The organism is Phaeobacter sp. JH20_34, from assembly GCF_048056095.1.
GTDB lineage: Bacteria > Pseudomonadota > Alphaproteobacteria > Rhodobacterales > Rhodobacteraceae > Phaeobacter > Phaeobacter bryozoorum.
In genome coordinates this window covers 101,026-121,001 of the sequence record NZ_JAYMWT010000023.1, presented here as the reverse complement: position 1 = coordinate 121,001, position 19,976 = coordinate 101,026, and the positions used below count along the sequence as shown (strand labels likewise).

At 57.9% G+C, this 19,976-nt stretch carries 17 protein-coding genes and 1 tRNA gene; 15 read left to right on the top strand and 3 right to left on the bottom strand.

Going from position 1 to position 19,976, the window contains the following annotated elements:
* The first annotated feature begins 187 nt into the window (after positions 1-187).
* The 4 genes from VWZ81_RS18575 (at position 188) to VWZ81_RS18560 (ending at position 4,824) form a co-directional block, all read left to right on the top strand.
* The gene (locus VWZ81_RS18575) at positions 188-1,312 is read left to right on the top strand and encodes an extracellular solute-binding protein (RefSeq protein WP_340546458.1); all 1,125 of its coding nucleotides are present in this window, start codon (positions 188-190) and stop codon (positions 1,310-1,312) included.
* A 152-nt stretch (positions 1,313-1,464) separates the two neighbouring features.
* Positions 1,465-2,577 (top strand): ABC transporter ATP-binding protein, encoded by a 1,113-nt coding sequence (locus tag VWZ81_RS18570; RefSeq protein ID WP_340546459.1) that lies wholly within the window; start codon positions 1,465-1,467, stop codon positions 2,575-2,577.
* A 13-nt stretch (positions 2,578-2,590) separates the two neighbouring features.
* Positions 2,591-3,511 (top strand): ABC transporter permease, encoded by a 921-nt coding sequence (locus VWZ81_RS18565; protein WP_416543502.1) that lies wholly within the window; start codon positions 2,591-2,593, stop codon positions 3,509-3,511.
* On the top strand, positions 3,508-4,824 hold the full coding sequence (locus tag VWZ81_RS18560; protein WP_416543501.1) for an ABC transporter permease: 1,317 nt from the start codon (positions 3,508-3,510) through the stop codon (positions 4,822-4,824). Before VWZ81_RS18565 ends, VWZ81_RS18560 begins: the two co-directional genes overlap by 4 nt.
* Positions 4,825-4,998: 174 nt before the next feature.
* On the opposite strand, the gene VWZ81_RS18555 is transcribed toward VWZ81_RS18560, so the two are convergent.
* Complete coding sequence (locus VWZ81_RS18555) at positions 4,999-8,409, bottom strand: glycosyltransferase (RefSeq protein WP_416543500.1); 3,411 nt, start codon at positions 8,407-8,409, stop codon at positions 4,999-5,001.
* A gap of 737 nt (positions 8,410-9,146) precedes the next feature.
* Between VWZ81_RS18555 and VWZ81_RS18550 the strand changes: the two genes are divergently transcribed.
* Complete coding sequence (locus VWZ81_RS18550; protein ID WP_416543499.1) at positions 9,147-11,132, top strand: DUF3131 domain-containing protein; 1,986 nt, start codon at positions 9,147-9,149, stop codon at positions 11,130-11,132.
* A gap of 26 nt (positions 11,133-11,158) precedes the next feature.
* Here VWZ81_RS18550 and VWZ81_RS18545 read toward each other — a convergent pair whose 3' ends face one another.
* Both VWZ81_RS18545 and VWZ81_RS18540 read right to left on the bottom strand, forming a co-directional pair.
* Complete coding sequence (locus VWZ81_RS18545) at positions 11,159-11,779, bottom strand: hypothetical protein (protein WP_416543498.1); 621 nt, start codon at positions 11,777-11,779, stop codon at positions 11,159-11,161.
* 1,111 nt (positions 11,780-12,890) lie between these two features.
* A tRNA-Thr gene (locus VWZ81_RS18540) sits at positions 12,891-12,965 on the bottom strand.
* Positions 12,966-13,050: 85 nt separating this feature from the next.
* Between VWZ81_RS18540 and VWZ81_RS18535 the strand changes: the two genes are divergently transcribed.
* The 10 genes from VWZ81_RS18535 to VWZ81_RS18490 all read left to right on the top strand — a co-directional run bounded on the left by VWZ81_RS18535 (position 13,051) and on the right by VWZ81_RS18490 (position 19,914).
* Positions 13,051-13,230, top strand: a complete 180-nt coding sequence (locus VWZ81_RS18535; RefSeq protein ID WP_340546465.1) for a hypothetical protein — start codon at positions 13,051-13,053, stop codon at positions 13,228-13,230.
* 6 nt (positions 13,231-13,236) lie between these two features.
* Positions 13,237-14,508, top strand: a complete 1,272-nt coding sequence (gene murA / locus VWZ81_RS18530) for a UDP-N-acetylglucosamine 1-carboxyvinyltransferase (RefSeq protein WP_340546466.1) — start codon at positions 13,237-13,239, stop codon at positions 14,506-14,508.
* Entirely contained in the window at positions 14,508-14,984 is a 477-nt protein-coding gene (locus VWZ81_RS18525) for a DUF2948 family protein (RefSeq protein WP_416543497.1), read from the top strand. The genes murA and VWZ81_RS18525 overlap by 1 nt, the downstream gene beginning before the upstream one ends.
* Positions 14,981-15,523, top strand: a complete 543-nt coding sequence (locus VWZ81_RS18520) for a GNAT family N-acetyltransferase (RefSeq protein WP_416543496.1) — start codon at positions 14,981-14,983, stop codon at positions 15,521-15,523. Before VWZ81_RS18525 ends, VWZ81_RS18520 begins: the two co-directional genes overlap by 4 nt.
* Before the next feature lie 69 nt (positions 15,524-15,592).
* Positions 15,593-16,894 carry a histidinol dehydrogenase gene (hisD, locus tag VWZ81_RS18515; protein WP_416543537.1) on the top strand — a complete coding sequence of 434 codons (1,302 nt, stop codon included), beginning with the start codon at positions 15,593-15,595 and terminating at the stop codon, positions 16,892-16,894.
* A 158-nt stretch (positions 16,895-17,052) separates the two neighbouring features.
* On the top strand, positions 17,053-17,532 hold the full coding sequence (locus tag VWZ81_RS18510; RefSeq protein ID WP_340546470.1) for a UPF0262 family protein: 480 nt from the start codon (positions 17,053-17,055) through the stop codon (positions 17,530-17,532).
* Positions 17,533-17,535: 3 nt separating this feature from the next.
* A complete protein-coding gene (locus VWZ81_RS18505) occupies positions 17,536-17,994 on the top strand; it encodes a low molecular weight phosphatase family protein (protein WP_340546471.1) in 459 nt (152 codons plus the stop codon).
* Positions 17,991-18,386, top strand: a complete 396-nt coding sequence (locus VWZ81_RS18500; RefSeq protein ID WP_416543495.1) for a ketosteroid isomerase-related protein — start codon at positions 17,991-17,993, stop codon at positions 18,384-18,386. The genes VWZ81_RS18505 and VWZ81_RS18500 overlap by 4 nt, the downstream gene beginning before the upstream one ends.
* Positions 18,386-18,976, top strand: coding sequence for a GNAT family N-acetyltransferase (locus tag VWZ81_RS18495; RefSeq protein WP_416543494.1), 591 nt, complete (start codon positions 18,386-18,388; stop codon positions 18,974-18,976). Before VWZ81_RS18500 ends, VWZ81_RS18495 begins: the two co-directional genes overlap by 1 nt.
* Positions 18,977-19,035: 59 nt before the next feature.
* Positions 19,036-19,914 (top strand): carbon-nitrogen hydrolase family protein, encoded by an 879-nt coding sequence (locus tag VWZ81_RS18490; protein ID WP_416543493.1) that lies wholly within the window; start codon positions 19,036-19,038, stop codon positions 19,912-19,914.
* Positions 19,915-19,976 lie beyond the last annotated feature (62 nt).

Genomic DNA, 19,976 nt, shown 5'->3' with positions numbered 1-19,976 from the left:
CGCATAAGTTTCGTTCCGAATGTCTAGGGATGGAACTGAAACTGGCACCATAGATACGCCTGTAGGGCCTCTTCTGGCCTTATCGAATTCTGAATCTGTCACTGTAGCAATCGGAGTGTGTTTCGCAGAGTTCCACTACCAAAAAAGAAAAACAAAAGACCAACAGATCCATAGGGAGAAAAAGAATATGACTGCAAAGTCCAATGTAACCCGCCGCTCGATTCTGAAGAGCGCTGGTGCGGCAGCCCTGGCAGCGCCGCTCTATTCCAAGAGCGCACTGGCCTCCTCCGGCGAGATCAACATTCTGATGTGGTCCGACTATCTGCCACCTGAGTTCATCGCCGGGTTCGAGGGTAAGACCGGGATCAAGGTGAACTACACAGGTATCGGGTCGAACGAAGAAATCATCAACAAGATGAAAGCCACGAAGGGGCAAGGCTTCGACATCGTTTCGCCAACCAACAACCGCTCCTTGCAATGGGGGCCACTGGAACTTCTGAAGCCGTTTGATCTCAATAAGGTAAATGTTGACGCGGTGAACCCGGCGATGGCGAAGATTGGTACAGATGCCTGGAACTTTGGCGACAATGGCGCCCATTGGCTGCCGCATATCTGGGGCACTGAGGGAATTGCCTACCGGACTGACAAGTGGCTGCCATCCGGCGATGCGCCGTCTTACGGCGATGTCTGGAGTGAAGAGAACGCAGGCAAGACCATGGGCCGTGCCCATTCCATGATGCTGGGTGCGGGGCTCTACATGGAGGCCGCCGGCGAAATGGAACCTGGCTCGATCTGGGCGGCGTATGAAGATGAAGACACCATGCGCAAGGTCTGGGGCCAGGTCACCGACTGGTGTGTGGCGCGCAAAAACCGGATCAAGCTGATCTGGAACGATGCGGATACCCAGAAAAACGGCCTGCTGAACGAAGGTGTCGTTGTCGGGCAGACCTGGGATGGACCGCCGCTTGCGCTGAAATCCGCAGGTGAGCCTGTTCATTATCAGGCACCGGTCGAGGGGGCGATGGCCTGGGTTGACGGCATGTCGATGCCAGTCGGCGCCCAGAACGAAGAGCAGGTCTATGCCTTTATCGACTATGCTTACCAGCAGGAACCTGCGGGCAAGGCAATCGACAGCCATGGGTACAATTCGCCCGTGCTGAAAGCGGATGATTACTCCGGCGATGTCTATAAGAAGAACTTTGCCGAAGCCTATCCCGGCAACAGCCTTGCCAATCTCAACCCATGGCCAGCTGAAGCCCCCTGGTACGCAGACGTACGGACCGAATTCGTCAACAAGTTCAAGAGCGCCTGATCACCTGATCGGGCAAGTACATCTGGCTCCCGTTTCGGCGGGGGCCAGCCACACGCCTGAGGGCGTAAATTCAACATATCATCAACCGGATGCTATCTGCATCGGCCGGGGGTTCGCCTCCGAACGAACGGTTGCACCGAGGGAGAGGCCACATGAGTGCTGGGGTAGGCGTAGATCTTGAAAACCTCTGGATCCGCTTTGGAGATTTCGTCGCCGTGCGCGACGCAAATGTCAAAATCAACGGAGGCGATTTCTTTTCGTTCCTGGGCCCGTCTGGCTGTGGCAAGACGACAATCTTGCGCGCGGTTTCCGGTTTCCTGGAGCCAAGCGAAGGGAACGTCTTGATTGGCGGCAACAACATGCGCGGGATTGGCCCGAACAAGCGCCCGACCGCGCTGATCTTTCAGAACCTTGCGCTGTTCCCGCTGATGAAGGTTTGGGAAAACATCACCTTCTCCATGGAGATCAACGGCGCGTCGGCAAAGGATCGGCGCAAGCGCGCGGATGAGCTTCTGGACATGATTGCACTGCCGGGGCAGGGGGACAAACTGCCGTCGGAACTGTCTGGCGGTCAGCGTCAGCGGGTTGCCATCGCGCGCGCGCTCTGCGCTGAGCCGGATGTGCTCCTGCTGGATGAACCGCTGTCGGCACTTGATCTGAAGCTGCGTCAGCACATGCGGACCGAACTGCGCGAAATTCAGCAGCGGGTCGGCATTACGTTTATCTATATCACCCACGATCAGGGCGAGGCGCTGACCATGTCCGACAATATCGCCGTCATGCGCGCCGGCGTGATCGACCAGATCGGCAACGGCAAGGCGGTCTATAACGATCCTGCAACGGCCTTTGCCGCATCCTTTGTCGGGGAGAACAACGTGTTCCGCGGCAAGGTGAAGCGGGTAATGGGGAATGAAGCGCTCATAGCGACGAACCGGTCCGGTAATCTTGTCGCGCGGATATCTTCTGCCAATCAGGGGAAGATGAAAGAGGGCGATGATGCGATGATGTTTATTCGCCCCGAAGCTTTTGCCTTGGCGCCGCAAGGGGCCACCGGTGATCATTTTGTGACCGCCAAGGTCAACCACGAGGAATTTGAAGGCAATGCCTTCAACATCTTCATGGAGGGAGACGGCGGTAAGGAGCTGAAGGTTTCCATCCCGAACCTTGGTCAGTCGTTCGACGATCACACAGGTCAAAACATCACCCTGGAATACGAGACGAAGAATGCCGTCGTCGTGCCCGCGGGTGAGCTGGCCGCAGAATAAGGAGGGCCAGATCATGCCAAGATTCCTGAGGGAATTCTTTAATCGCAACGGCTACGGACTGGGTTCGTTGATGCTTGGTCTCGTCCTGTTTTGGACTATCGGCCTCATCATTCTGCCGCAGCTGTCGATGCTCGACTTTTCATTCCGACCGAACCTGCCTCCACCAGAGATCGGCGGGCCAAAGGACGTCTATACGCTGGAGAACTACAAATATCTGGTCTTTGGCCCCGAGGGCGGTAGCCAAGACTACAATGCAGTTGATCTGCGGGTATTCTTCCGCACGCTCGTCGCTGCGGTCTGTGTCACGGTGTTCAACCTGATCCTTTGCTATCCGATCGCCTATTATCTCGCGCAGACCAAGGGCAATCACATCCGTATTTTTGCCCTGATGCTGATCATCCCCTATTGGATCAATGAAATCCTGCGGGCCTTTGCCCTGCGCATCATTTTCGGGGAAAGCGGTGTTCTGAACACGGCCCTCGTCGGGATGGGGTTTTTCGATACGCCGTTTGATTTCATTCGCAATGATATCGCGCTCTATGCAGGGCTTGGCTATGCCTACATCCTGTTGATGATCTTTCCGATCTATAACGTGATTGAAAGCCTGGATCGCAACCAGATCGAGGCCGCTCGAGACATGGGGGCCAGCTGGGCCAAGATCCACCAACGTGTTGTAATCCCCTATGCCAAACCAGGTATCAGCTCGGGGTGCACCATGGTGTTCATGCTCTCGGCGGGCGCTCTGGCGGCGCCGCAGATCCTGGGTGGCCCCTCGTCCTTGTGGTTCACGCAGTTGATCTACCAGCAGTTCAATGACAACTCCGACTGGCCGCAGGGTGCTGCCTATGCGGTGGTACTGCTTGTGACCTGTATCCTGTTGGTTCTGGCCGTCATGCGCCTGTTCAAGGTGAATATGGGAGATATCGGCAAATGAAGAATTTCTCCTTTCTGCGCCTGAGCGTCTGGTTCTATCTGGCGATATTCTTCGCCTATCTTCTGGGGCCGCTGGTGATCATGTCGGTTACCGCCTTCAACTCGCCGGGCTTTCCGCAAGCCACGCCATGGGAGTGCCTGACATTCGAATGGTTCTCTGCCCTGTTCCAGGACGAGCGCATTCTGAATGGCATCTGGAATTCTATTCTGGTGGGCGCGGGCACGGTGGTGTTGTCGGTGGCAATGGGTCTGGCGGGCGCTTTGATGCTAACGCAGATCTGGCCGAAGCTCCGGGCGACCTATTACACCGTCATCATCGCACCGATCCTGATACCGGGCGTGGTGATCGGTATTTCGACTCTGGTGTTCTGGGATCGTATCAACCGTATGGTTGGTCTGGGGGCGGATAGTTTCCTGTCCAATGGGCTGTTCCTGACCATCATCGGCCAATCCACCTTCATCGCCAGCTATTGTATGCTGGTGCTGGTGGCGCGTCTGCAGCGTTACGACATCGCGCTGACTGAGGCGGCGCTTGATCTGGGGGCGACCCATGCGCAGGCGTTCCGCAAGGTTCTGTTGCCATTCATGAAACCGGCAATTGCGTCGGCGGCGGTTCTTGCCTTCCTTGCTAGTTTTGAGAACTACAACACCACTACTTTCACCTTCGGCGAATACCCGACCCTGACAATCGAACTGGCGCAAAAGGTGCGCTACGGTATCACTCCGGCGATCTCTGCTCTGGCATTTATCATCGTTGTGCTGACGGTTTTTGCGGCGCTGTTCAACGAGGCAACAATCCGTCGGCGTGAGTTGGTCGCGGCGGCCCGCAAGGACGCGACGGTGGAAGAGCTGGAAAGTGGCCGACTTCGGCTGCCGGGGTTCCTCAGTTCGAACTGGGCGGCTGTTGGGCTAGTTGGGGTTGCCTGCTTCACCATTGTGATTGTCGGCACGGCGACTGTTTACAGCCCAGCTCAATGTATCGCCGAAGTGAAGGAGCAGAAACGTCTGGAAACCGAGCTGCGTATTCAGGAATTGCGTCAGCGCCGTGCCGAAGACGCTGCTCGCCGAGCAGCTGAAGAAGCCGAAAACGGGAGCTCTGATGCTGGAGGCGCAACATCTGAGCCATCTGGCAGCGGTGGTAATAGCTCTGGGTTTGGGGGGGTATTTGACCCCAATGCTTTGGGTGGCGGAGACAGCGCTGCCCCTGAAGGCGAAGACGAAAGCTCGGCACCGGCAAGCGGCGGAAACTCCGCCTTCGGTGGCGCGTTCGATCCCAATGCGCTCTCGGGTGAAAGCACGTCTGACGGCAACTGAGCAACTCTGCGTGTAATACTACAAAGCCCTGCCCAAGGTTCTCTCTTGGGCAGGGCTTATTTCATGCCAGACCAGTCCAGGCTGGTGACAGATCAATCTGGTTCCTCGAACCCGTGAGAGGGGTAGGCCGCGATTTGCCCGATTCCGCAGGCCGGTTGTCATGCGGTCCGCAGGTCAGCTGAGATGCGCCCGGGCTGCAACTGTTGGCCGGACCGGCGCCTGAACGGATCCAAATCGACGTAGTTTGTGCCACCCCGTCAACCGCCCTGTCAGGATCCGCCACAGCGAGCGATAGACATTGATGATCAGCAATTGGCGATAAATGAAGCGGTTCAACAGCAACAGCAGCACCATGGCACGCGGGGTCGATGGCTCGGACCGTACGGCATAATCAGCCATGATCATTTCCAGCAGCGGTAGCGCAAGGAAAATGGCGAGCACGGCATAATCACGAACGGTGAAGGCGTCAAAGGTGGTGCCGTCAAAGCTGGACACGAACCGCACCAACATGAGCACCAGCAACAGGTCGATAATCGGGCCAAGAAGCGGCATGATCACTCCGAAGACAACCAGATCCGTAAGCCCGACCAAGCCGACAGCATGGCCCTGACGGATGGTGCCGCGATGTTTCCATGCGGATTGCAGGATCCCGATCGACCAGCGCATCCGCTGTTTCATCAGCGTTCCGACGGATGCGGGCGCCTCGGTGTAGGCATATGCACGCTCCGCGGCACGGACCTCATACCCCTTTTCGAGGAGTGAGATGGTCAGATCGGTGTCTTCTGCCAGCGTCTGGCTGCTGTAGTAGCCACATTTGCGCACGGCGTCGGTTCGCCAGGCGCCAAATGCACCGGGTACAACCATGATCGCATTGATCGTTTCATAGGCGCGGCGGTCGATGTTCTGGGCGACCGTATACTCAAGCTTTTCCAGCTTTGTCAGAAGGTTGTTAGAGTTGCCGACCATGATTTTGCCAGCCACTGCACCAACGTTGGGGTTGCGCAAGGGCTGCATCAGACGGCGGATAGCATCCGGCGCGACGATGGTATCGGCATCAATCGCAACGACAAAGTCGGTGGTGACATGCGAGAAGGCGAGATTGGATGCTTTCCACTTGCCGCCATTGGGCTGACGCAGGATCTGTACCTTCGGGTTGCCTTTGTAGGTCTTTGTCACCAGCTCATAGGTGGAGTCCGTTGACCCGTCATCCACCACCAGCACTGATAGGTTGGGGTAGTCTGACTCCAGCACGCTGTAGATCGTCTTCAGGATGCTATTCTCTTCGTTATAGGCTGGGATCACCACCGTCACCGGGGCGGAAAAATCACCTGTCCGGTGGCGTAGATCCATGCGGTCCGCACGGCGGGACCGGATCGCCATTATGAACAGGACAAGAGCGCGGATGACCCCGAGAAGCACGGCAAATGGAACCACAAATGCCACCCACGTGGCGCTGTTGCCCACACCTGTAAAGGCCAGCGCTTCGAAGGGTTCAAGGCTGGCGACCTGCCGCGTCTCGTAGGGGCTTCCAAACCCCGCCATTGCCTGTTCCAGCGTCAGAAACTGATAGCCGCGCGCTTTCAGCTCGGGCAGCAACAGGCGTAGAGCGCTGATGGTACTGCTGCGCGGACCTCCGCCATCGTGCATGAGCAGCACCTGACCGCTGCCGTCCAAGGCTCCCAGAGTGTAGTCTACCAGTTGCTTCGGGCTCAGGCTGCGCCAATCCGGTGGCACGATATCGGCACCCAGGAGGTGATAACGTTGATCGATAATGGTCTTCAGCCGCCGCGCCAGATCGCCCTCCAGCGGTCCGGGACCACGCATATAGGGCGCGCGGAAAACAACTGGTGTGCGGCCGGTCAGCCAGGAAAAGATCCTTGACTGCAAAGCCAGTTCAACCTGCACCCGCGCAGGGGAGGCGCGATTGAGCTGCGGGTGAGAGAAGGTGTGCAGCCCGAAGTCGAATTCGGCTTCGGCGAGTGCGTTGACGACGTTCTTTTGCTCAAACATCTGATTGCCGACCATGAAGAACGTCGCAGGGACGTTGGCGGCATTCAGGATATCGAGGATCTCCTGCGTGTGGTCCTGCGACGGCCCGTCATCAAAGGTCAGGAGAATGGATTTGTCTGGCAAGACCCCGTAGCGGTCCGCGATGACCGGCAAGGGCAGCGGATCGGTGATCGCATCGGTGACCATGAGCGTTTCGGAATCGCGGGTCACGTGGCGACGGCCGACGACTTCGGTTTCGCTGAACCGCAGAAATGGGCCGGTGCCACGATACGAGACAAAGCTGTTCAGATCGATATCACGCAATGTGGCAAAGGCTTCGTCCGACAGGATATCTTCCTGGGCGAGCAGAGGCCAAATGGAGGGATCCTCTTGCCCCAGCCCCCAGATCGCAACACCGTCGATGCCAGCTTCTGCGACACTCAGCAACTGGCTGTAGTGGCTTACGGCATCCAGATACCAGATCATGTTTCGCTCGCCACCAGCGTCCATATAGGAGATCAGCCCGTGACCTTTTTCGGGTGCATAGCCCGCGAAGGCGCCATATTGGTCGGCCTGGGACATTGCATCTGCATAGCTGATAAACTCCGGCGCACTCGTGCCAGTGGTCCAGTGCACACCACCAGCCGCGAGACCAATCACCAGTTTATCCTGTGGGATAGTGGTGCGCGCACGTTCGAGAACGGACTGGAACCAATCAAGCGGAGCTGGCGATTCTTCGTAGATCCCGAGACGGTAGCTGTTCTGAATGGCGGGCAGGATCACCCGCTCGGGCAATGCGCTGCCATAGCCAAGGGTTTCGATCTGGTCTGGCGCGATAACTGCACAGGTTTCCAGGTTTGCTGCCGCGAAGTCCCCTTTCACACCATCGAGATGGAGTAGAGCCTTTTGCAGGTTTTGCACCTCAAGCCGACGCATATCAAAACACAGACCGGACCACCCCTGCCGCGCCGCAAGCGCTGCGGTATTAGACCAGTGACCAGACGCCTCGCTGCTGAGCGCGCTGGCCTGCACATGGATCAGCGGCTGGATCGGACTATCGCCAAAAGGATTGGTCCGCACGACATAGGGCGTACTAAAATCCTGATTGCCGGACTGCAACCAGTCGACACCTTTGTCGCTGATGATCAGCCATTCGGGGACAAACACATTGATCGTGTTGCAGGTCCGTTGAACGGAGTTGGAAACGTCTTCGAGGTCCGCCGTTACAAAAGCGTATACTTTCGAGGGGTTATTGCTCGCACTGCGTGCCGTGCCTGTTTGGGTTTCGCAGGAACTGCCGCCCGCAATATCCGCGCTGGCGTAATCGCGGTCGAGCTGATCATTGCCCCCATCGCCTTCCAGATTGTCACTCTGCGGCAGGAAACGGCGCCAATCTTGGCTGATGTTATCCGCAGGCGCGCTGTTCTGAAACAATGGTCGCGCCAATTTGAACTCGGTGATCACATTCTGTGTCACGGCAATGATCATCGCCGCCGCCAGGGCGAGCGCAATCACAAACAACAGGACCGCCAGAAACGGCCGGGTTGCGTTGCCAGCTTTGAAGATCTGCTTCTCGGCGTCGGTCGAAAGAGCCATCTCGGCCGGCAGAATCTCAGTCGGAAATGTCTTGTGACGACGCGTTGAAGCAGCAGGAGCCTTTGCTCTGCTTTTCTTTGGACCTGGCGTCGGCCGATTATCAGTCGTCGTGTACATCACTTGCCAACCCGTTCAAATAACGTGTTACTTTTTCAATTACTCGTTTGGGGGGCAGGCGATTTTCGCCAGTCGTGCTTTCGCGCGAACCATTTCGATTCCGCGTCCGCTAATTAAGTTTTTAACAAAGTCCTAACGATAATTCAAGATGGGCATCGCGGCTCGTTCAAGTTATGGTAAACAGCGCCGAAACCAGAAAGTTGGACAGGGTAATGCGGTGGAAACGTCGTGAGTTTCTGGGGTTGGCCTCAGGTGGCCTGATAGGTGCAGCATGGCCGGCTGAAGCGCAGACAGATCACGCAGAGGGAATTCGGGCGTTTTCCATACTGCTGACAGGTGTGCATCCATCCCTGCCTGAGAACGCACTTGGCTCGCTGATCTTTGCGTTCCTGTCGCAAGGCGTTGCTTTGGCGGTTGAAGTTGAGTTCGATGACTTCGCCAGACACAGCCCGGATGCCGTTCATCCGGTCTTGTCGATGCTGAGTGACACGGCATCCAAAAACCGGACATTCGTCGAGATTGTCCCTGCCACGCGCGATCTCATGCAGAAGACGGGATATTTCAAGGCACGAGCACTCTGGAGCCTGCGATCACAGATTGATCGGCTTTTGCCGGGGTCGATGGCGGCGGCGGCCCAGCCTGCGCATTTTTCGACCGTATCCACAAATGGCATGGAGGGCGACCTGAGGCAGGATGGCTTGCGGACCGGAGGGTGCACGACCGTGATATACGATGCGGTTGCTGATGCCGAACGCGAGGCGTTGCTTGGGCCGGCCGCAGTTCTGATGTTACCTCTTAAGGCGCGTCTTGATCTGAGATCAGCCCAGCAGAAGATGACATCCGGGCTTTTCTCCCAATTGGGGGACGGGACGGTGCTGGCTATTGATGTGGCGGAACTGCCGATTGATCCGGCACGCGCTTATGAGGTCGGTCAACGTATCGCCGCGAGTGTCAATCGCGCGCGCCTTTCAGGGTATCTTCTGTCGGTCCTGCCGCGAGAACTTTACAAACGGTGTTGTGCTTTCCTGCCAAACCACTCCCGGCACTATGTCATTCTGCCCGAGTTCCCTGAGAGTGGGGAAGGCTATGACGCGTTACTGGGCCAGGCGCGGGCACGTCTCGGCGTCGACTGTGTGACTCTGGTGCGCGGCGGGGAGCGTCGCGCGGATGGTGCTTTGTTGTTGGAGACCCGTGACGGGGAGCAGCGTCGTCTGGGAGCGCCGGGCCTGGGGCCTGACGGCGAACCGGTGGAAGGCCCGCTCTTCCTTGCCGATGAGGTTGCGCCGCAGCGGGGAGACGTGCGGCATCCGGATGCTGTCTTAGTTCATAAGGTTGACGCTGTTGGCAAGCTCGCCGCCAAGATTCCGGCCGCGAATGGGATCTGCCTTAATTATCCTACAGGAATTGTTGACCCGGCGCATGAGTTGCTGCTGGAGGCGCGAGAGGCACTGCGCAGTACTGATTTGGCGCCGGAGTCGCCTGTGTTTAATGAGGCCATGATGGCCGACGCACAACTGGCCTACAGCTATCTGGAACAGGCAGAGATGAGCGCCACCGGGTTGGCGCTGACCGTCAGGAAGCAGATTAACGGTAAGTCTTTCAACAACTATGAAATTACGATGTGGGATGTCGGCAGCCTGATACTGGGGCTGCTCGCCGCAATTGATCTGGATCTGGCGCCCGCTGACAAGATCTATCGCCGCATCAAGAAGATCATGGCATCCCTGCCGGTGATTACTGACGGGGATATGGCCTATCCGCCCACGCTGATCAATGTGCGGGATGCGTCTATCGAACGCCGCGGCTTTGATGCCTGTGATTTTGCACGCCTGAGCAGTGCCGTGACCCGGGCCGCGAAACATGCGGCGCTTGCGGAGGCGTCGTCTCAGCTAATGAAGAAATGGGAAATTGCCGACCTTATGCAGGGTGGTGTGCTGAAGAATATTCTGAAGACACGCATCCAGTCGTCGTATCTGTCGCATTGCGCCCACTATCAGACGCGTATTCTGCCGTTGCTGGGTCAGCCTGATACGCGATCTCCTTATCGGGAGGCCTTCGTCGGGGATACCGTCGCCGACAGAACGGTCAGTCTACTCTATACGGTGGATCAGATTGGTATTCTGCCCACCGAACCGCTGCTGCTGGAATATGTCGAGTTGGGACCCTCGGCGGAATGCGCGGTCCTCACCGATATCTTCCTTGGGGCGATGAAGCATCACTATGATCAGACCGGGCAATTGCTGGCGCCATCAGAGACCCCAATCGATACAGCGCCCTGGTTTGTCTATCAGGGGTTCGATCTTGGCCATGAAACGCGATGGAATGTCAGTTATCGAAAGGGGCGCGATGTGCTCTTTGAGCCTGTGGCGACCAGCCCCTACGGGATCTTTTCAACCAAAGCGGCTTATCTGTGGTATGCGGTGCGGCCATGCGCGTTCAGCCTGAAGATGCTGGAAACCGCACAGAGCCGCGCCCGAATTGATGGTTTTGGCATGAGCAGTGGCCTGTTCCTTGACGGCTATGGGCAAATGGCAAACCATGCTGACCTTAACACCAATGGGATCGTCCTGCAGGCGCTTGCGCATCTGAAGCGCCGCGCCCGCTAGGGTTAGCGAATTGGATCGCGACCAAGTTAACTCACCGGGCGGAAGACCTGACAGCCGCTGGCCGAGATTTCGCCCTGTGCAACAGGATAGCCGCGCCGTGGGTTGAGGCGGATGGGCTGCATCCCCGTCAATCGGTTCATGCAGCGTTCGGTGTCGCGGACAGAGTTTCGCTTGCCCCCGATGTAAATGTCGAGCCAGGGGCGGCCATTCTTGCCGGTATGGCAGGGACCATTTTGTGGCTGGTGCCCGTCGCCACATACATCTTCTACGATTGCGTATTTGCGCAGGCGCTCGATGTAAAACCGTGTGCCTGCCGGGAAGTCCAACGTCTGGCGCCCGCGCCGAATGGCATGTCCCACCGCGATGGTAATTGGGTCATTATAAGTGCCGGTTCCGCCGGCCTGGCGCCGCAGGACCGGGCGCGCAATGGCGGCACTGCCGGGGGGAGTGTTATCCCAATAGCTGTAGCCGGTAAGATACCCTTCGAATCTCACCTCGGTGCCACGTTTGACGAATTCGTCCAGCTGACTCTTGATATTGTTGTTGATGCTTTGCGCCGGGAGCATTCCGGCAGAAACGCTCATCATGGTCAGTGCAGCGGCAGCCACTGCAGTTTTTCGAATAATAGAGTTCCAGATCGTCGACATGACGTGTTCCTTGTCGAGGGCAGCCTCGTGCTATCGCGGCTGATAGGGAGATCAGCACGCTGGTTTTGGTACAGCTCACCCGGCGCACCGACTGCATGTCGATGCGTTCCAGGCGGCCGGGTTCGGTATTGCCCTGTCGGCAGTTATTGGTGTCGTGTGGTGGCCCGCGAACTGGCGTTCCCGGCAGGGGTGCAAAACGATGACGCGTCCATTTCGTTGGTCCCGTTCCGCAGCGCCTCACGACTGAAGCAAAGCGGATACACCAGATACGGTGTCGTACTCAAAGTGAGCCCACCGGTTTTGGCGGGAACCTTCCAATGGATAAGCGGATTTCAGGCAGCATCGATTTTGGCGGCCACTTGATTTTTTTAAGAGTTTGGAGTCGCGGCGCGGCACCATCGTCGTTTCCAGCGCGGCCTGAGGCAGAGCGCCAACGTTGGCTCGGCTAGATGCGATAGATCGCTCAAGCTGTGTCTCAACGAAAACACGCTGTCTCTGCACGCGCTGAATGTGGGGAGGACCCGGGAAAGTTGGACGCTTGCCTGTATGATCTGCCCTGCGAGCTGTCGGTTGAAAAACCGTAGCCTTGGCCCGCATTTTTCACTTTTGTCCAAACAGACTGGATCGGCCCCATACCGCTTGGCACCAGCCGGCACGATGCCCGGCCTTGTCTTGGTCGGCGGGCGGTCGTGTTGCACTTGATTTGTCATTCAACCCTCCTGTTCCGGGTGCTGCTGCGGTGCCGCGCCCCGCTTAGCTCGCGGGATTGCGGTCCTTGGCAATGAGAATGACGGCTGAAAATTAAAATCAGCCTTAACCAGAGTGATTCGCGCATCGCAATCTGTAGACAATTTGATTCAACGGCGGTTAACCGCTGACAGTCTCAAGCAGCGGTCGGCGTTGTTGCTGCAATGGCAACGAATCGGAGTTCGAATGCTCAGGATCGATTCGGTCTCGAGGGTCGTTGTGCTCGACCGGTGGGCTGTCGGCGGACAATCTGTGGGAGAAGCTCTGCAATCGCGAAAGATCCCTGCATACGGAGGGGGTAGCGGCCGAGAATGGCGGCTTCAGATATGCTGTTAAGCATATAAACTTGCGATGTTCTGGAAACTGGTGCTGCTGGAGAGAATTGAACTCTCGACCTCTCCCTTACCAAGGGAGTGCTCTACCTCTGAGCTACAGCAGCGCCGGTGAGGGGGCTTTTAGGCATAAACGAAGTGGGGTGCAAGAGCATTCTGGACGGTTTTTTCACACTCCGGTACAGAAGATCTATGGCAGAGAAGAAAACAGTAAAAAGCGGCGGGTCAGCGCCCACACGCGAAGATCGGTTGAAGGCCGCATTGAAGGCGAATATGGGCCGTCGGAAGGCTCAGGCCAAGGCGCGTGCGGTGAAAGACGACAGTATCGAACGCAGGGCCGACGACCTCTCAACAGGCAGTTCCAAGGAGTAAGGGCAGATGGATTCGATTTTGGTGACCGGGAATGGCCCGCTCAAGGGGCAGATTCCCATCGCGGGTGCAAAAAACGCCTGTCTCACGCTGATGCCGGCAACCATGCTGAGCGAGGAGCCGCTGACGCTGACAAATGCGCCGCGACTTTCGGATATTCGCACCATGACGACCTTGTTGCAGTCGCTGGGAGCCGAGGTGTCGACGCTGCAGGATGGCCAAGTGCTGGCGATGTCCAGCCATGACATCAACAATCATACCGCAGACTACGATATCGTGCGTAAAATGCGGGCGTCGATTCTGGTTCTGGGGCCAATGTTGGCACGCGATGGTCATGCGGTTGTCTCGCTGCCTGGTGGCTGTGCCATTGGGGCGCGTCCGGTAGATCTGCACCTGAAAGCGCTGGAAGCGCTAGGGGCAGAGCTGGAACTGAAAGACGGTTACGTCCATGCCAAGGCGCCGATGGGCGGCTTGAAAGGTGGCACTATCGATTTCCCCTTGGTTTCAGTCGGCGCGACCGAAAATGCCCTGATGGCCGCGACTTTGGCCAAAGGCACCACCGTGATCAACAACGCGGCGCGGGAGCCTGAAATCGTCGACCTGGCGCAGTGCTTGCGCAAGATGGGTGCTCAGATCGAAGGTGAAGGCACCTCGACGATCACAATTCAGGGCGTGGATCGTCTGCACGGCGCCACCCATCCGGTTGTTACCGACCGGATCGAGCTGGGCACCTATATGCTGGCGCCAGCGATCTGCGGTGGTGAGGTTGAGCTGCTCGGCGGAAAACGGTCCTTGATCGAGGCGTTCTGTGATAAGTTGGAGGCCGCCGGCGTCGAGATCACCGAGAATGAGAACAGCCTGACCGTGCGCCGCGGCAGTAACCGCGTTCAGGCCGTGGATGTCGTGACCGAACCGTTCCCCGGTTTTCCGACCGATCTTCAGGCGCAGATGATGGCCCTGATGTGCACGGCCGAGGGAACCAGCGTTCTGGAAGAGAAGATCTTTGAGAACAGGTTTATGCATGCGCCGGAGCTGATGCGCATGGGCGCGAAGATCGACGTGCATGGTGGCCATGCTACCGTGACCGGCGTCGAAAAACTGAAAGGAGCACCGGTGATGGCCACCGATCTGCGTGCCTCGGTTTCCCTGATCCTTGCCGGCCTCGCGGCAGAGGGTGAAACCAAGGTTAGTCGGGTCTATCATCTGGACCGCGGCTACGAGCATGTGGTGCGGAAGTTGTCGTCGGTCGGTGCCAAGATCGAACGGATCCAGGAGCAGTGATGTCAGATGCCAGTTTCGACGATGGGCGCGAAGCGCCGCTGAATCTTGGTGCCCTGGGTCCCGACGATCTGCAGGTCATCGCCTCGCTCGCACAGGATGCGGTGTTCCCGGTGACGGAAATCAGCTGGCGCCCGACCGAACGGCGTTTTGCCCTGCTGCTGAACCGGTTCCGCTGGGAGGACAAGGACGCCGCTGAAAGGCGCGGGCGCCCTTATGAACGGGTGCAGAGTGTACTGGTGGTCGATCAGGTGCTGTCTGTGGCGTCGCAAGGGGTGGATCGCAAAGAGCGCGATCTTATCCTGTCTCTCCTGTCGCTGAGATTTGAGCCTGGTACCGACGGTGACGGGCATATTGTCCTGACGCTTGCCGGTGATGGGGCCATCCGTCTGGCTGTCGAGGCGATCGAGGTGACCTTGCGCGATGTGACGCGTCCCTATCAGGCGCCGTCGGGTCGGGCACCGCAGCACGAGACATGATGTTGCGCCGACTGGCCAAGACTGATCTCGCGGATCTTCGTGCCCTGTGGCGCGAGGGGCTGACAGAGTTTCCTGCGTCATTTCTGATGACCGTGGAAGAAGCCGACAGCATTCCGGATGCGGCTCTGATCAGCGGCTTCGAGAGCGGCGCCTATTGGGGCGCGTTTGCCGAGGAACGGTTGGTGGGTTTTGCCGTGCTACGGCAGGGGGGATTGTCACGCATTTCCCATACCGCCGATCTGGGGCCTTTCTATATCTCACGTGCCTATCAAGGTCAGGGGATGGCCCGAGCCCTATTGACGCAAATTCTGGGTCACGCGCGCGAGATTGGATTGACCCAGGTCGAGCTTTGCGTGGATCAGGAAAACAAGAAAGCGCAAAGGCTCTATCAGCAGGCCGGTTTTCGCCCATTCGGTCTTCGCCCCCGTTCGGTGATGTTGGGAAGTGAGCCCCGACATGATGTGCTGATGCTATGTCCGCTGGATGATGCTCTGCCGTCGGACATGATATCGCAACTGGCGCGGCGGGTGCTGCGCTGACATCAACGCAAGCAATCATCTTGAGACTGAGGGCTGGGGGCTATATTGCAGGCGCAAAGGAGAGCCATGATGCCCGTTTTTCTGAACGCGTCCGACGCTGATTTCGAAAAGGCCTTTACCGCGCTTCTGGGCGCGAAACGTGAAGACAGTCCCGATGTGGATGCTGTGGTTGCCGATATTATCGCAGATGTCCGCGCCCGTGGCGATGCCGCGCTGATTGAGCTGACCGCAAAATTCGACCGGTTGCAGCTGACAGCCGATCAGCTGCGAATCTCTGATGCCGAAATTGACGCGGCTGTGCAGGCGGTCTCTGGCGAGGAACGTGCAGCGCTTGAGCTGGCGGTCGATCGAATTCGCGCCTATCACGCACGGCAGATGCCTGCGGATGATGCGTGGCAGGATGATACTGGCGCGTCATTGGGGTGGCGCTGGTCAGCGGTATCGGCCGCAGGTCTTTATGTGCCGGGGGGGCTGGCGAGTTATCCGTCCTCTGTGCTGATGAATGCGGTTCCGGCGAAGGTTGCCGGTGTTGAACGGCTCGCGGTTGTGGTTCCGACGCCGGATGGGCAGATCAACCCGTTGGTTCTGCTGGCGGCGCGGTTGGCGGGCGTCGATGAAATCTACCGTATCGGTGGTGCGCAGGCGATTGCGGCCCTTGCCTATGGAACCGAGAGCATCGCACCTGTCGACAAAATCACCGGCCCCGGAAACGCATTTGTTGCTGCGGCAAAACGGCGTGTTTTCGGGAAGGTAGGCATCGACATGATTGCAGGGCCGTCCGAGATCCTGGTGATTGCGGACAAGAACAACGACCCAGACTGGATCGCGCTGGATCTGCTGAGTCAGGCTGAGCATGACGAAAGTGCGCAGTCGATCCTGATCACCGATGACGAAGGATTTGGGCGGGCCGTGGCGGAAGCGGTCGAGCAACGATTGAAGACGTTGGAGCGTGCCGCCATCGCTGGCCCCAGCTGGCGCGACTATGGTGCCGTGATTACCGTGCCGGATCTTGCGGAGGCAGCGCGGCTTTCGAACCGCATCGCGCCCGAGCATCTTGAACTCTGTGTTGCTGATCCGCGCGCGCTCAGCGAAAAGACCATTCATGCCGGGGCGATCTTCCTTGGCCAATATACGCCCGAAGCCATCGGTGATTATATCGGCGGACCGAACCACGTGTTGCCAACGGCGCGATCTGCACGGTTCTCATCTGGCCTGTCAGTCATGGATTTCCTGAAGCGCACGACGCTGAGTGAGATCACGCCTGAGGCGCTGCGGGCTATCGGACCTGCGGCCGAGACACTTGCGAAAAGCGAAAGCCTGCAGGCCCATGGTCTGTCTATCCGCGCCCGGCTGGATCGGTTGAATCGGTAATGCAACGGAGAAGGCCGTGACGAATTGCGGGGCGACCTTCAGATGCGAGACTGTCCCAAGAGACACATCCTTGCGGCACATCGTGCCCCGCGGATTGCCGTTGCAGCGGCCATCGGCTAGTCAGTTATCTGTATGACCCGCGCACAGAGATCTGACCCATGAGCCGCATCAGCCAAATTGACCTTGATGACAGTAACTTGCCGCCGCCGACGCCCGAGATTGAGCAGGAGCGCCGGGTCGCCATTTTCGACCTGATCGAGGACAACAGCTTTGCCCTACCTGCGCGCGGCGAGCGCGAGGTGCCAGAAGGTCCCTATCATCTAGGTCTTGCGATCCGGGATAAGCGGTTGGTGTTTGATGTGGCGTCCGAAGCCGGGGAGAAAGCGGCGGAATTCCATCTGTCACTGTCGCCGTTCCGTCAGGTCGTCAAAGATTACTATCAGATCTGCGAGAGCTATTTCACAGCTGTTAAGACCCTGCCGCCCAGTCAGATCGAGACGATCGACATGGCCCGCCGAGGTATCCATAACGAAGGCAGCCGCGTTCTTCAGGAACGTCTGGAAGGGAAGGCCGAGATTGATACGGATACGGCGCGCCGCCTCTTCACGCTGATTTGCGTTCTGCATTTTGGGGGCTGAAGCGTGAGCGAGTTGCCACAGTCGATTTTGTTCTGCTGTGACCACAACGCGGTCCGTTCCCCTATGGCCGAGGGGATCATGAAGCAATTTTATGGCTCTGGCACCTATGTGCAGTCGGTCGGTGTCAAGAATGATATGGAAATCGACGGTTTCTGCATCGCGGTCTGCCAGGAGATCGGCGTTGAATTGTCGCGTCATCGCTCGCGGTCGTTTGACGAAATGGAGCAATGGGGCGACGACCTGTCGTCTTTTGATCTGGTCGTGGCTTTGTCGCCTGCCAGCCAGAGACGGGCCCTGGAGCTCACCCGGTTTTTTCACCTCGATGTCGAATATTGGCCAATTATGGACCCAACTGGACTGGGGGAAACCCGGGATGCCAAGCTAGACAGCTACAGGCAAACCCGATCCCAGATCATCCAGCGCCTGACTGAGCGCTGGGGCAACCCGTTGGAGACAAAATGAACCGCACCGTCACCCGATATTTTGAAGCATTCAACGCCAAAGATACCGAAACCATGCTGTCGTGTCTTTCCGATGACGTGGCCCACCACGTGAACGAAGGCAAAATCCGCACCGGTAAGGCGTTGTTTGCCGAGTTTTGCGCCCATATGAGCCGCTGCTACGACGAAAACCTCACCGATATGGTGATTTTCGATAATGAAGACGGTACCCGGGCGGCTGCCGAATACATCGTGAACGGCGTCTACCTCGAAACCGATGCAGGTCTGCCCGAAGCGCATCGGCAAAGCTACCGCCTTTCCGCCGGGTCGTTCTTCGATCTGAAGGACGGCAAGATCATCCGCGTGACGACATATTACAACCTGGCGGATTGGACGGCGCAGGTCTCTGGCTGATGGACCTGCAATTGGAGGTTTTGCGTGGCGCGGCCTTGGCTGAAGCGATTGATGACATCGCCCGCCTTCGCATAGCTGTCTTTCGCGATTGGCCTTATCTCTATGATGGCGATTTGGCCTACGAACGCAGTTATCTGCAAAGCTATCTGGACAGCGACCGGTCTATCGTAATTGGGGCATGGGATGGCGAGGCGCTTGTTGGTGTTTCGACCGGCGCACCTCTCTCGGATCACGCCGAGGATTTTGCCGCTGCGTTCGACGGAACCGGCTTGGCGCTGACGGATGTTTTCTACTGCGCCGAATCCGTGCTGTTGCCACAGTATCGCGGGCGCGGGCTTGGGCACAGTTTCTTTGATATGCGGGAGGCCCATGCCCGAAATCTCGGCTTTTGCGTATCCGCGTTTTGCAGCGTTCAACGTCCGGGCGACCATCCCGCCAGGCCCGAGGTGTACAATGATCTACACAGTTTCTGGCACAAACGGGGATACTCCCCCATGCCGGGTGTGGTGGCTCGTTTTTCGTGGCGTGACGTGGGAGATGTGGAGGAAACCCGAAAACCGCTTCAATTCTGGTCACGCAGCTTGACCTGAGCGGTCTCGTGCAGCTCAGCTCTTCTCAGCCGTTCGATGTCAAACGACAGGAAAATCTCATGAAAATCGCCACTGCTGCCTATCCGCTCGATTGGTTTGATGACTGGTCCGAATATGATGCCAAAATCACCCATTGGGTAAAAGAAGCGGCTGAACAGGGAGCAGAGCTGCTGGTGTTTCCCGAATATGGCGCGATGGAGCTGTCCACGCTCGACGGCGCCGAGGTTGCCGGAAATCTGGAGCACTCCCTACATGCGGTTTCCAGCCGGATGCCTGAAGTCGATGCCTTGCACCTGCGTCTCGCCGCGCAATTCGGAGTGCATATTCTTGGGGCATCGGCGCCCGTATTTGATGGCCGGGATCGTCCGGTTAATCGTGCGACCCTATATGCCCCGAACGGCAGGAAGGGCGTTCAAGACAAGCAGATCATGACCATGTTTGAGCGTGATCCATGGGAGGTGGTCGGTGGCGGCCCACTCAAAGTGTTTGACACCGAACTGGGCAAGATCGGCATCCTCATCTGCTACGATAGTGAATTTCCGCTTTTGGGACGGGCGCTTGCAGATGTGGATCTATTGTTGGTGCCGTCCTGCACGGAGGCACTGGCGGGCTATTGGCGGGTCCGCATCGGCGCCATGGCCCGCGCGCTCGAAAATCAGTGCGTCTCGGTGATGTCGTCTATCGTAGGCCCTGCGGAATGGTCAGAGGCCGTGGATCAGAATACCGGAACGGGTGGCATATTTGGACCGCCTGATACCGGCTTCCCCGCGACTGGTGTCTTGGCCGAGGGGATATTGAACAAGCCGGGCTGGACCTATGCCGACATTGATCTTGAGGCGATTGCCCATGTGCGCCGCGATGGCGTTGTACGCAACCGCACGCATTGGGACGAAAGGGCCGAACCTGAGAAATCGGTCACAATATGTCAGCTGCGGTGATTGCGCCCTTGAAAATCTGGGAAAAAGCGCTCATTTAAGCGCACGTCCCGCAGACTCGCGGG

Bases quoted from the DNA above. Each gene is read 5' to 3' on its own strand.
- VWZ81_RS18490 (WP_416543493.1), top strand. From the start codon at position 19,036: ATGAAAATCGCCACTGCTGCCTATCCGCTCGATTGGTTTGATGACTGG.
- hisD (WP_416543537.1), top strand. From the start codon at position 15,593: ATGCCCGTTTTTCTGAACGCGTCCGACGCTGATTTCGAAAAGGCCTTT.
- VWZ81_RS18560 (WP_416543501.1), top strand. From the start codon at position 3,508: ATGAAGAATTTCTCCTTTCTGCGCCTGAGCGTCTGGTTCTATCTGGCG.
- murA (WP_340546466.1), top strand. From the start codon at position 13,237: ATGGATTCGATTTTGGTGACCGGGAATGGCCCGCTCAAGGGGCAGATT.
- VWZ81_RS18550 (WP_416543499.1), top strand. From the start codon at position 9,147: ATGGCGGCGGCGGCCCAGCCTGCGCATTTTTCGACCGTATCCACAAAT.
- VWZ81_RS18575 (WP_340546458.1), top strand. From the start codon at position 188: ATGACTGCAAAGTCCAATGTAACCCGCCGCTCGATTCTGAAGAGCGCT.
- VWZ81_RS18535 (WP_340546465.1), top strand. From the start codon at position 13,051: ATGGCAGAGAAGAAAACAGTAAAAAGCGGCGGGTCAGCGCCCACACGC.
- VWZ81_RS18520 (WP_416543496.1), top strand. From the start codon at position 14,981: ATGATGTTGCGCCGACTGGCCAAGACTGATCTCGCGGATCTTCGTGCC.
- VWZ81_RS18510 (WP_340546470.1), top strand. From the start codon at position 17,053: ATGAGCCGCATCAGCCAAATTGACCTTGATGACAGTAACTTGCCGCCG.
- VWZ81_RS18570 (WP_340546459.1), top strand. From the start codon at position 1,465: ATGAGTGCTGGGGTAGGCGTAGATCTTGAAAACCTCTGGATCCGCTTT.
- VWZ81_RS18495 (WP_416543494.1), top strand. From the start codon at position 18,386: ATGGACCTGCAATTGGAGGTTTTGCGTGGCGCGGCCTTGGCTGAAGCG.
- VWZ81_RS18500 (WP_416543495.1), top strand. From the start codon at position 17,991: ATGAACCGCACCGTCACCCGATATTTTGAAGCATTCAACGCCAAAGAT.
- VWZ81_RS18545 (WP_416543498.1), bottom strand. From the start codon at position 11,779: ATGTCGACGATCTGGAACTCTATTATTCGAAAAACTGCAGTGGCTGCC.
- VWZ81_RS18525 (WP_416543497.1), top strand. From the start codon at position 14,508: ATGTCAGATGCCAGTTTCGACGATGGGCGCGAAGCGCCGCTGAATCTT.
- VWZ81_RS18565 (WP_416543502.1), top strand. From the start codon at position 2,591: ATGCCAAGATTCCTGAGGGAATTCTTTAATCGCAACGGCTACGGACTG.
- VWZ81_RS18555 (WP_416543500.1), bottom strand. From the start codon at position 8,409: ATGGCTCTTTCGACCGACGCCGAGAAGCAGATCTTCAAAGCTGGCAAC.